The sequence below is a fragment of the Romboutsia lituseburensis DSM 797 genome (assembly GCF_900103615.1).
Lineage (GTDB): Bacteria > Bacillota > Clostridia > Peptostreptococcales > Peptostreptococcaceae > Romboutsia_F > Romboutsia_F lituseburensis.
Window position 1 is genome coordinate 1 of record NZ_FNGW01000003.1, and the last position, 12,662, is coordinate 12,662.

General features: G+C 28.1%; 10 protein-coding genes and 1 riboswitch. Of the genes, 9 read left to right on the forward strand and 1 reads right to left on the reverse strand.

Annotated elements, in window-relative coordinates; all coding sequences use genetic code 11:
* Nucleotides 1-499: 499 nt before the first annotated feature.
* The 3 genes from BLP75_RS05845 to add all read left to right on the forward strand — a co-directional run bounded on the left by BLP75_RS05845 (nucleotide 500) and on the right by add (nucleotide 4,801).
* On the forward strand, nucleotides 500-1,543 hold the full coding sequence (locus tag BLP75_RS05845; RefSeq protein ID WP_092724719.1) for a hypothetical protein: 1,044 nt from the start codon (nucleotides 500-502) through the stop codon (nucleotides 1,541-1,543).
* A gap of 45 nt (nucleotides 1,544-1,588) precedes the next feature.
* Nucleotides 1,589-3,577 carry a GTP-binding protein gene (locus tag BLP75_RS05850; protein WP_092724720.1) on the forward strand — a complete coding sequence of 663 codons (1,989 nt, stop codon included), beginning with the start codon at nucleotides 1,589-1,591 and terminating at the stop codon, nucleotides 3,575-3,577.
* Nucleotides 3,578-3,620: 43 nt separating this feature from the next.
* Nucleotides 3,621-3,720: riboswitch (purine riboswitch) on the forward strand.
* A 91-nt stretch (nucleotides 3,721-3,811) separates the two neighbouring features.
* Complete coding sequence (gene add, locus BLP75_RS05855) at nucleotides 3,812-4,801, forward strand: adenosine deaminase (protein WP_092724721.1); 990 nt, start codon at nucleotides 3,812-3,814, stop codon at nucleotides 4,799-4,801.
* A 93-nt stretch (nucleotides 4,802-4,894) separates the two neighbouring features.
* On the opposite strand, the gene BLP75_RS05860 is transcribed toward add, so the two are convergent.
* Nucleotides 4,895-5,524 (reverse strand): peptidylprolyl isomerase, encoded by a 630-nt coding sequence (locus tag BLP75_RS05860; RefSeq protein ID WP_092724722.1) that lies wholly within the window; start codon nucleotides 5,522-5,524, stop codon nucleotides 4,895-4,897.
* A gap of 222 nt (nucleotides 5,525-5,746) precedes the next feature.
* Here BLP75_RS05860 and BLP75_RS05865 point away from each other — a divergent pair, with 222 nt between their 5' ends.
* The 6 genes from BLP75_RS05865 (at nucleotide 5,747) to BLP75_RS05890 (ending at nucleotide 12,662) form a co-directional block, all read left to right on the forward strand.
* Nucleotides 5,747-6,157 carry a hypothetical protein gene (locus BLP75_RS05865; protein WP_092724723.1) on the forward strand — a complete coding sequence of 137 codons (411 nt, stop codon included), beginning with the start codon at nucleotides 5,747-5,749 and terminating at the stop codon, nucleotides 6,155-6,157.
* Nucleotides 6,158-6,634: 477 nt separating this feature from the next.
* The gene (locus BLP75_RS05870) at nucleotides 6,635-7,186 is read left to right on the forward strand and encodes a glycerol-3-phosphate responsive antiterminator (RefSeq protein ID WP_092724724.1); all 552 of its coding nucleotides are present in this window, start codon (nucleotides 6,635-6,637) and stop codon (nucleotides 7,184-7,186) included.
* A gap of 197 nt (nucleotides 7,187-7,383) precedes the next feature.
* On the forward strand, nucleotides 7,384-8,181 hold the full coding sequence (locus tag BLP75_RS05875) for an MIP/aquaporin family protein (protein WP_092724725.1): 798 nt from the start codon (nucleotides 7,384-7,386) through the stop codon (nucleotides 8,179-8,181).
* Between the two features lie 72 nt (nucleotides 8,182-8,253).
* On the forward strand, nucleotides 8,254-9,792 hold the full coding sequence (gene glpK, locus BLP75_RS05880; protein ID WP_092724726.1) for a glycerol kinase GlpK: 1,539 nt from the start codon (nucleotides 8,254-8,256) through the stop codon (nucleotides 9,790-9,792).
* 175 nt (nucleotides 9,793-9,967) lie between these two features.
* Nucleotides 9,968-11,428 carry an NAD(P)/FAD-dependent oxidoreductase gene (locus BLP75_RS05885; protein WP_092724727.1) on the forward strand — a complete coding sequence of 487 codons (1,461 nt, stop codon included), beginning with the start codon at nucleotides 9,968-9,970 and terminating at the stop codon, nucleotides 11,426-11,428.
* Nucleotides 11,418-12,662 (forward strand): NAD(P)/FAD-dependent oxidoreductase, encoded by a 1,245-nt coding sequence (locus tag BLP75_RS05890; RefSeq protein ID WP_092724728.1) that lies wholly within the window; start codon nucleotides 11,418-11,420, stop codon nucleotides 12,660-12,662. The genes BLP75_RS05885 and BLP75_RS05890 overlap by 11 nt, the downstream gene beginning before the upstream one ends.

Genomic DNA, 12,662 nt, shown 5'->3' on the forward strand with positions numbered 1-12,662 from the left:
AATTTTCTAAACCAGTTTAGAAGCGTATACTAATTTATTTGCTAGTTAATATATACGTATGCGAAATGACATTGAAAAAGTGCATGTCTATATATAAAAACTAATTTATATAAAAAAATATATATATTATGTTTACAATATTTGAAAGAGAAATATAATTAAAAATAGGGGCTAGTAATCTAGCCCCTACTGTGTGGATAAAATGTGGATAAATATGTGGTTTTTACTTTTTAAGAATAAAAACTGACAATAGCTACTGACAATTTTAAAAAATATTGAACGAAAACATTGAAAATACTATATTTAATAACTGTGTTTTATACTCGGTATACGAGTAAAGTTTAATTAAATATTAAGAAAACAAATCCAGCTAACCATATTAATTAGCTGGATTTAACTTTAAATATTAATTTAATAAATTAAAACACTCTTTAATATATATAATAAAGGGTGTTTTTTATATATTTAAATTCAATTAATAACATATTGGGGGAGAATTATGGATAAGTCATTTAATAAATTTGTATTTGGATATCCTATGTTATTTGAAAAAAAGGGAGATCAATATGTTGTAAGAATAAAAGAGCTAGGTATAAAACAACAATCTCAAAGTAGGGGAAGAGCAATTAGAGAAGTTTTTGAAGAAATAAGAGAAAAAAATAAGCTAAATTTAATAGAGCCTAAAAAATACAACTGTGAATTATCTTATTATAATGATTTGCAGATAAGACTATTTAAAATAAATCAAAAAATAACTAAATTTGGTTTCTCTGTAATAGCAGAGGATATAAATGAAATAGATATATTAAAATTAGAAAAACTATGTACAGAAATAGATTTAAATAAGTTGTACGATACATATGAAACACAAAACATTGAAAATGAAATCATAAAAATATTAGAACCATACATAATAAGCCCTCACTTAAGAGCTTTGAACATGGTATCATTAATAATGAAAACAAATCATATAAATAAGTTTTCACATATAATAGAGCAATCATATTTAAGTTTGTTTAGAGAAGAATATATATCTACAGTAATGATATTAACACCTGTAATAGAGGGAATATTATTATCTTTATATGAGTTTAGATCTATAGATAAGAAACCAAAAGAACATCAACTTTTAAATAAGTGGGCTGAGTTAGAATACAATAATTCTAATGAAAAAATACCACATCCATTTATAGTTGATGAGTACATAAGAGCATTTATTGATATATCAGAAAAGATAATATTTACAAAGCATCAAATAGCAAGAGACAACTCATATTTTAATAGAAATTATATAGCGCATGTAATGGGTGATGGTAGATTTTATTCAAGAAATAATGCATATAAATTAATTCATCTAATAGATTTAATGGCTCATGTACTTGCAGCTTGCATAGGAGAGCATAAAAGATATGCATTTAATAGAGATAATACCGATTATAAATTAAGGCTATATTATTATAACAATTTAGCAAATAAAAAGGATATTGAAGAATCTAAACGACATATATTTAACTCACATTTAAATTTTAAAGGTTACCTATAGTAACTAAAATTAACATAAACTAATGACAAAATAATGAGGTGGAAAATGAATAAGACTATTGGGGTACTTGCACATGTAGATGCAGGAAAGACAACATTTTGCGAACAAATACTTTACCATACAAATTCAATTAGAAATAGAGGTAGAGTTGATTTTAAAAATACATTTTTAGATAATCATGAAATAGAAAGACAAAGAGGAATAACTATATTTTCAGAACAAGGTGTATTTGAATATAACAATTCAAATTACTACTTAGTGGATACACCAGGTCATATAGATTTTTCTGCGGATATGGAAAGAGCTATAAGTATAATGGATTATGCAGTAGTAGTTATAAGTTCAGTTGAGAAAATTCAATCTCATACTAAAACAGTATTTAGGCTACTTAAAAATAATAATATTCCTATAATATTTTTTGCGAATAAAACAGATAGAGAAGGCTCAGATATAGAGCTTTTAATACAAGATATAAAAGACAATTTAACGAGTGATGTAATTGATTTAAGTGAAAATTTAACTATAGAAAATAATAACGAACTTAGTGATAAACTTATAGAGTTCATAGCAGAGAGAGATGATTTATTATTTGAAAAATACTTAAATGATGAGTATGAAAATGATTTGTGGATAAATAGATTAAAAGAAATGGTAAAAACATCGAATATATATCCGCTACTAAAAGGATCAGCTCTTCATGATATAGGTATAGATGAATGTTTACAAAAAATAGATTTTTTAACTTATACATCTTATGATGAAAATAAAAAATTTATAGGAAAAGTTTATAAAGTTAAATACGATGAAAATAAAAATAGAATAACCTATATAAAAGCACTTCAAGGAAAACTTAAAGTTAAAGATGAAGTAAAATACAATCATAAAGATAAAATTTTAAGTGAAAAAATTAATTCTATTAGAGTTTACAATTCAAATAAATATGAAGCTGTAAATGATATAAAAGCAGGTCAAATATTTGCAGTAACAGGGATAACACAAGCGATTTCAAAAGATTATATATGTCAAATTGATTATAATTTAAACGATATAAATAAAATAAGTAATAAAAATGAGATAATTCCAACGCTAAAATCAAAAGTTATATTTGATAAGTCTTTAAATATAAAAGATATATTAAATGCTTTTGAAATACTGGATTCTGAAGAACCAGCATTAAATCTAGTCTGGGATGAATATCTAAAAGAAATACATATACATGTCATGGGGAAAATTCAATTAGAAATACTAAAAGATGTTATAAAAAATAGATTTGGTATAGATATTGAATTTGGAAAATGTGAAATATTATATAAAGAGACAGTAAAAGAAAAAACAATAGGATATGGTCATTTTGAGCCACTAGGTCATTATGCAGAAGTACATTTATTAATAGAGCCAAATAAAAGAGATTCTAATATAACATTTAAAAATAATGCACATGTAGATGATATATCAATTGGAAATCAAAACTTAATAAGGACTCATTTATTTGAAAAAGAACATAAAGGAGTACTTTGTGGTTATCCTTTAACTGATTTAAGCATAACATTATTAATAGGAAGATCACATAATAAACACACTAGTGGAGGCGATTTTAGGCAAGCAACACTAAGAGCATTAAGACAAGGACTAGATAAAGTTGAAAGTATTTTACTGGAGCCATATTACAAATTTAGAATAGAAGTAGATTTAAATAATATGGGAAGAGTATTATCAGACATTCAAAAAATGAATGGAGAATTTAATCCTCCAGAAACTTTTAAAGATAAAACAATAATAGAGGGTAGAGGGCCTGTTGCTACCTTTATGGAATATAGTTTAGAATTAGCTACATTTACAAAAGGTAATGGAACTATAAGTTTAGTATTTGATGGATACGATATATGCCATAATAGTCAAGAGGTAATAGAACAAACAGGATATAATAAAGATTCAGATAGTGAATATACATCAAACTCAATCTTTTGTTCTAAAGGCCAAGCATATGTAGTACCTTCAAAAGATGTTAAAAATCATATGCATTGCTTAAAATAAAAAGTTGAAAATTTGTATTGACAATATAAAAAAAATATAATAAAGTATATAGAAATAAATCTTTCGTATAACCCCAATAATAAGGTTTGGGGGTCTCTACCAAGAACCAATAATTCTTGATTACGAAGAAGTTATACATATTTATGTATGAAAAACTTCTTTGTAATTAAGAATTTTTTTTTATACATAAAATTAATATAAATATAAAAAATAAATAAAAAAGGGGACGATATTATGACGAAAAAATTACCAAAAATAGAATTACATTGCCATTTAGATGGAAGCGTTAGAGCAAACACTATAATAGATATAGCTAAAAATGAAAATATAACATTACCATCTTTTGATGAAAATGAAATAAAAAAGCTAGTTCAAGTACCTGAGGATTGTACATCACTTAATGAATATTTAAAAAGATTTGATTTACCTAATATGATAATGCAAACTAAGGAAGGTTTAGAAAGAGTAGCATTTGAATTATTAGAGGATGCAGCTAGTGAAAATGTTAAATATATAGAAATAAGATTTGCACCACAACTTCATACTCAAGGAGGTTTAAGCTTTAAAGAAATAATACAGAGTGTTATAAATGGGATAAATAAAGCTGAAAAGATATATGACATAAGGGGAAATGTTATATTATCTTGTTTAAGACATATGAGTGTAGAGGATGCTGACTTAACAGTAGAGTCAGGAAAAGAATTTTTAAATAAAGGTGTAGTGGCTATAGATTTAGCAGGTCCAGAAGAGGAAGGTTTTGCAGTTAAATTCAAATCAGTAATTGATAAAGCAAGAGGTTATGGCTATAAAGTTACTATTCATGCAGGTGAGGCTGCAAGTGGTCAAAATGTAATAGATGCAATAAAGTTATTAGGAGCTCAACGAATAGGTCATGGCGTTAGAATTAAAGATATGAAAGAAGCTTATGATTTAGTAAAAAACAATAACGTAGTATTAGAAATGTGCCCTACTAGCAATATACAAACTAAAGCTATAGAAGATTTTAAACAATATCCATTATTAGATTTTTATAAAGATGATATAAAGGTTACATTAAATACAGACAATAGAACAGTTTCAAATATAGATTTAACCGATGAAATAAACTTAATATCTGATAACTTTAAGTTTAATAATAAAGATTATAAAAAAATATACTTAAATAGTATAGATGCGACATTTGCAGATGAAGAAACTAAAGCATGGTTAAGAGCTTTTATATAAATAAAACTTAATTTGAAAATAAAAAAGCCTATAGATATTAATAAATTATTTTATTTATTAATCTATAGACTTTTTTCTATTAATTAAGAATAATTACATCTTATTAGGAGCAGGATACTCAACTCCCTTAGTATCAACTTTAATAGACTCTATTACTACATCTTTAACAGGTTTATCATTAGCGCCTGTTTCAACATTTTCTATTTTATGAATAATATCCATCCCTTTTGTAACTTTACCAAAAGAAGCATATTGACCATCTAGATGAGAAGCATCTTTAGTTACTATAAAGAACTGACTTCCAGCGCTATCTTTACTTTGACTTCTAGCCATAGATAAAACACCTTCAGTATGAGCTAAGTCGTTTTTAAACTTATTTTTTGTAAATTCACCTTTTATACTGTATCCTGGTCCACCCATACCAGTTCCAGCAGGGTCACCACCTTGAACCATAAAATCTTTTATGACTCTATGGAATGTAAGCCCATCATAAAAACCACTATTAGATAGTTCGATGAAATTATTTACAGTATTAGGAGCTATATGAGGATAAAGTTCTGCTTCAACAGTTCCAAAATCTTTAAACACTATAGTTGCAACTGGTAATTCTTTTGGTGGAGTTCTTACTTCATCAACACTTGATTCATTTGATGAACATCCAACTAAAGCTAAAGCTCCTGCAAGTATACTTGCCAAAAATCCTTTTTTTCTTTTATTAGTCATAGTTTTTACCATCCTTATGTTAATTTATGGGTTTATTATATCATAAATACAAATAATTAAAAAACTAAAGTATATTAAATATAAATTCAATTATAATTCAATTATAATTTGGTTATTAATTAATATTTTTATAAGTTTACTTTAAAGGATTAAATTACCATAGAATTATTGTAAATTAGTACACATAATATTAGTAAAATAATACATATTGGAGGTTTTTAAATGAAATTCAAAAATAAAAGTAAGTTGATTATGTTTATTATGTGTTCATTATTATTAATTTGTACAAGTGTAAATTGCTCTTATGCTAAAGAGCCAATCATGGAATATAAGTATACAGTAGAAGAACAAAAAATTAAAAGAGCTCAATTTATTTGGAAATCTTGTATAGATGAATTAAAAAACGAAAATATTTTAACCACTATAGATATAAATAATATAAATAACTACTTAAATAAAGAAATGAGAAGTGATAAATTTGAATCTCCTTTAAAAAGATACGATAGACAAAAGAAAGCTCTTAGACCAACTACTATAGAAAAAATGGTAAGTGAAAATATAATAAGTGCAGAAAAAGCTGGAAAATTAAGAGATAAAATGAGTAAGTATAATTTATCTAATTTAGAAAAATAGAAACTTTTTATCTATTGTTTATAATTATTAATATGTATATAATCTAAAGTGCAATTAAACATTAAAATAGGGGAAAGATAAAACTGAAAAAATACAAAAGTGCTATATTTGATATAGATGGAATAATATTATATACATCAAAGATGAATTTAATTCCTCTTATGAAACTTATAAAAGAAGAAAAGAACAAAGATATGGACTATGAAGACTTATTAAAGTTTATATAAGATAATTTGTAGAAATAAGTATATTAAAAATTAATGAATTATAAGTTAAGATGTAATACAATTAATTTAAGTATACTACTCTCCTTGGTATACACAAATTAAAACCTATTTTTTATTTAAAGAGAATCTAAATATGAGCGGAATATTAAAAGCCAACTATATATTAATATATAGTTGGCTTTTAATATTTATATAAAAAATATAATAAATGGTGGTATAATAAATAAGAGAAATAATGTTGGAGGGGAATATGAGAGAACTATTAGAAATGAATCCTATAATAGGAGCTATAAAAAATGATAAGGATATAGAAGATGTAATTAAATCAGATTGTGATATTGTATTTTTATTAACAGGAGATATTTTAACTTTAAAGGAAAAAATAGCCTATTTACATAAAAATAATAAAAAAGTATTTGTACATGTGGATATGATATCTGGTATATCATCAAGCCCAGTGATCGTAGATTATATAAAAAAAGATTTAGATTTAGATGGAATAATAACAACTAAAACAAATATTGTTAAGAGAGCGATAGAATTAGATTTAAGAGTCGTGCAAAGGTTTTTCTTTATAGACTCAATGTCTTTGGAAAATGCAATAGATAGCCTAAAAAGGGTTAAGCCTCAAGCTATAGAAATTATGCCAGGAATAATTCCTAAAGTAATTAAAAAAATGCATAAAACTTTTCCTAGCATTCCTATTATCTGCGGAGGCTTGATAAACGAGAAAGATGAAATTATAAAAGTGTTATCATCAGGCGGGATGGCAGTATCTACTACAGACAAAAATATGTGGTAAGACCAATTTTTTAAAAAGTTTGAAAAAAGAATGTCTATTAATTAACAATTGCAAAATAATGTTGACGGGAAAAAGTTTTCATAGTACTATTTAATTAAATTAAATATTAGGCTGGAGAGAGAGAGAGCCCTTAGTTTGTTACTATAGGATAGCTCTCTCTTTTTGTCTAAAAATGAATATTAAAAGGAGGAATTGGGTTGAAAAAAACATTAATGGGAGAGTGCATATCTGAATTTATAGGATCTTGGATACTTATATTTATTGGGTGTGGTTCTGTAGCTTCGCTAGTATTAAATGGAGCAAGTATTTCACAATGGGAGATAGGAATCATCTGGGGATTAGCAGTAACAATGGCAATATACATAACAGGTGCAGTGTCAGGTACTCATATAAATCCAGCTGTTACAATAGCCTTAATGGTTTATAGGGATTTCCCTAAGAAAAAAGTAATACCATATATAGTAGCTCAAGTTTTAGGATGCTTTGTAGGTGCAGCAACTGTGTATTTCTTATTTAAAAATCTATTTATATCTTATGAAGCTACTAATAATATAGTAAGAGCTAGCGCAGATGGTCTTGCTACAGCAGGAGTATTCTCTACATATCCACATGCTCAAATAAGTACTTTAGGAGCTTTATTTGTAGAGATAATAATAACAATGTTTTTAGTAATGGTAATTTTAGCAGTAGGTGATGCTAAAAATGCTAACAGACCAGGCGCTAATTTAGCACCAATTATGATAGGTTTAACTATAGCTATAATAGGAGCTAGTTTTGGAGTATTAACAGGATTTGCAATGAATCCATCAAGAGATTTAGGGCCTAAATTATTTGCTATGATGGCTGGATGGGGTGTAGATGCTCTAGGGCCTAATATGTATTTCTGGGTACCAATAGTTGGACCAATTATAGGTGGATTACTTGCAGGATTTGTGTTTGATAAAGGTGTAAGAAAGTATATGGAAGACGAAGAAGTTTCAGAAAGCGCAAAATAATATTAAGTAAGGTTATTTGTTAAGACTTATATTATATAAGATAATTTATTTAAAATTACTGGGGGAATACAAATGGAAAAAAAATATATAATGTCTTTAGACCAAGGAACTACAAGTTCAAGAGCTATATTATTTGACAAACAAGGAAATATAGTAGCTACTTCCCAAAAAGAGTTTACTCAATTTTATCCAAATGCTGGTTGGGTAGAGCATAACCCAATGGAAATATGGGGAAGTCAAAGTGGTGTAATGAGAGAAGTTTTAGAAACTAACTCAATAAGACCAGATGAAGTTTGTGCTATAGGTATAACAAATCAAAGAGAAACAACTATAGTATGGGACAAAAATACAGGAAAGCCAGTATACAATGCTATAGTATGGCAATGTAGAAGAACATCTCAAATATGTGATGAATTAGAAGCTAAAGGATACAAAGGTTTAATAAAAGAAAAAACAGGACTTATACTAGACGCTTATTTCTCAGCAACTAAAATAAAATGGATCCTTGATAATGTTGAAGGTGCAAGAGAAAAAGCTGAAAATGGAGATTTATTATTTGGAACGGTTGATACATGGTTAATGTGGAACTTAACTCGTGGAAAAGTACATGTTACGGATTATTCAAATGCAGCAAGAACAATGCTTTATAATATAAAAGAATTAAAATGGGATGATGAGATCCTTGAAATATTAAACATACCGAAGAGTATGTTACCAGAAGTTAAGCCATCAAGTTGTATATATGGATATACTGATGAAGGTATGTTATCAGGAGCACAAATTCCAATAGCAGGTTGTGCAGGAGATCAACAAGCAGCATTATTTGGTCAAACTTGTTTTGAAGAAGGTAGTGCTAAAAACACTTATGGAACAGGATGCTTTATGCTAATGAATACAGGAGAAAAAATGGTTGAGTCTAAAAATGGACTATTAACAACTATAGCTTGGGGTGTAGATGGAAAAGTTGAATACGCTCTAGAAGGAAGTATATTTATAGGTGGAGCAAGTATACAATGGCTAAGAGATGAACTTAGAGTTTTATATGATGCAAAACAAAGTGAATTCTACGCAGAAAGCGTAAAGGATACTAATGGAGTATATGTAGTGCCAGCATTTGCAGGATTAGGAGCACCTTATTGGGATATGTATGCAAGAGGAGCTATAATGGGATTAACTCGTGGATCTAATAGAGCACATTTAGTTCGTGCTACTTTAGAATCTATTGCATATCAAGTTAAGGATGTATTAAATGCAATGCAAGAAGATTCAGGTCTTAAATTAAAAGGACTAAAAGTTGATGGTGGAGCAAGTGCTAACAATTTCTTAATGCAATTCCAATCTGATATATTAGATGCGAATATTAATAGACCTAAGGTTGTCGAAACAACTGCATTAGGAGCTGCATATTTAGCAGGTCTTGCAGTAGGATTCTATGACAGCAAAGAAGATATTAAAAACTCTTGGGTAATAGATAAAGAGTTTATGCCTAATATGAGTGAAGCTAAGAGAAATGTATTATATAAAGGGTGGAAAAAAGCAGTTCAAAGAAGTTTAGATTGGGCAAGAGAAGATGAAGAATTTGCAAAAGAATTAGCAACTGTAGAAAATTAAGAAAAATTAGTGACATTAACTGGCAAATAGTATATAATTAAGGTATAAAAGAAAACGTTTCATTATTTATAAAAAATAATGTTAAAATATTTATGGCTAAGAGATGAGAGAGCCTTCTATACAATGTATAGGGGCTCTCTCTGTTTTTTTGCAAAAAACTGAGGAGGGGAAAGTAATGTATGATATAGCAATAATAGGAGCTGGAATTAGTGGAAGTTCAATAGCTCGTGAATTATCTAAATACAACTTAAAAACATTAGTACTAGAAAAGGGAGTAGAAGTATGCCAAGGTACTACTAAGGCAAATAGTGCAATAGTACATGGTGGGTTTGATGCAAAAGAAGGTAGTTTGAAAGCAAAATTAAATGTAGCTGGAAACAAGCTTTATCCACAACTTTGCAAAGAATTAGATGTAGAATTTAAGCAAAATGGTGCCTTAGTATTAGCATTTGATGAAGAAGATAAAAAACATATAAAAGATCTTTATGATAGAGGACTAGTTAACAAGGCAGAAGGTCTTAAACTTTTAAATAAAGAAGAAGTAATTGAAATAGAGCCTAATGTAAATAAAGATGTAGTGGGAGCTTTGTTATGTGAAAGTTCAGGAATAGTTTGTCCATTTAATTTAAATGTAGCTCTTATGGAAAATGCTATAACTAATGGAGTAGAGCTTAAACTACAGGCAAAAGTTATAGATATAAAAAAAGAAAACGATATTTTTAATATAAAATTAGAAAATGACGAAGTTATAAAGTCTAAATATGTAATAAATGCAGCAGGAGTATACTCAGATAAAATAAATAATATGGTAGGTGGAGATGAATACTATATAATATCAAGAAAAGGTCAATACAAAGTATTAGACAAGTCAGAAGGTAAAATGGTAAATCATACATTATTCCAATGTCCAACAGAAAAGGGTAAAGGAGTACTTGTAACTCAAACTGTTCATGGAAACCTATTAGTCGGTCCTAATGCTACTCCAGTAGAAGACAAAGAAGATATATCAACAAGTAGAGATGGAATAAATGAAATCGTAGAAAATTCAAGAAAAAGCATTGAAAATATAGACTTTAGAAAAACAATTACATCTTTCTCTGGTCTTAGAGCAACACCTAGTACAGGTGACTTTATGATATTTGCATCTCAAAAATGCAAAAACTTTATAAATGTAGGTGGTATAGAATCACCAGGTCTTGCTTCAGCACCAGCTGTTTCTAGATATGTAGTTGAAATACTAGAACAAGAAGGATTAGAACTTGTAAAAAATCAAAAATTTAATCCTATTAGAAAGAAAAATAAACCATTCTCTCATATGACTAAAGAAGAAAGAGATGAAGTAATAAAACAAGATGAAAATCATAAAAAAATAATTTGCAGATGTGAAACTGTAACAGAAGCAGAGATAATAGATGCAATTCATAGACCATGTGGTGCAAGAACTGTGGATGGGATAAAAAGAAGAGTTAGACCTGGTATGGGTAGATGCCAAGGAGGTTTTTGTGGACCTAAAGTAGTAGAAATAATAGCTAGAGAATTAAAAATTCCAGTAGAAGAAGTTTTAAAAGATTATGAAAAATCAAACATGGTTATAGGAAAAGTAAAAGAGTTAAGGGGTGAGTTAGTTGAAATATAATGTAGTAGTAGTTGGTGGAGGACCAGCAGGATTAGGAGCAGCAGTAGAAGCTAAAAAAAATGGAGCTAAAGATGTACTTATAATAGAAAGAGATAGAGAGCTAGGTGGTATACTTAACCAATGTATTCATAATGGATTTGGACTACATGAATTTAAAGAAGAACTAACTGGTCCTGAATATGCTCAAAGATTTATAGAAATGGCTAAAAGCGAAAACATAGATTATATGTTAAATACTATGGTTCTTAATATAAGTGAAGATAAAACTATAGAAGCATTGGGAGAAGATGGTTTAATAAATATCAAAGCAGATGCAGTAGTTTTAGCTATGGGGTGTAGAGAAAGAACTAGAGGTGCTATAGATATACCAGGATATAGACCAGCAGGTGTATATAATGCTGGAGCAGCACAAAGACTTAGTAATATGGAAGGTTATATGGTAGGAAAAGAAGTTGTTATATATGGATCAGGTGATATTGGTCTTATAATGGCAAGACGTATGACTTTAGAAGGTGCAAAAGTTAAAGCAGTAGTAGAAGTTAATCCTCACTCAAGTGGTTTAACTAGAAATATAGTTCAATGTTTAAATGACTTTAATATACCTTTAATGTTAAGCACAGGAATATCTAATATTCATGGAAAGCAAAGAGTAGAAGGTGTAACTTTATCTAAACTTGATAGTAATAGAAATCCAATAGAAGGAACAGAAGAATTTATAAAATGTGATACAGTACTTCTTTCAGTAGGACTTATTCCTGAAAATGAATTAAGTGTTGAAGCAGGTGTTAAATTGGATACAAGAACAAGTGGACCAATAGTTAGAAATAGTATGGAAACTAATATAGATGGAGTATTTGCTTGTGGAAATGTTGTTCATGTTCATGACTTAGTTGATTTTGTTACAAAGGAAAGTAGAATAGCAGGTAAGAATGCTGCACTTTACTATTTAAATAAATTAGAGAATAAAGAAACTGTAAGCACAGTTGCTAATGAAGGTATAACATATATAGTTCCACAAAATATAGATACAAGTTGTGGTGAAGATGTTAACTTATTTATGAGAGTAAGATCAATCTTCAAAAATAAAAAATTAGTAGTAAGAAGTAATGATAAAGTTATTTTAGAAAAGAGACGACCTCACATGATACCATCAGAAATGGAAAATATTAAAATAGGAAAAGATTTATTTAAAGATATTACAGGGGATATAACTGTAAGTGTAGAGGAGGCTTAA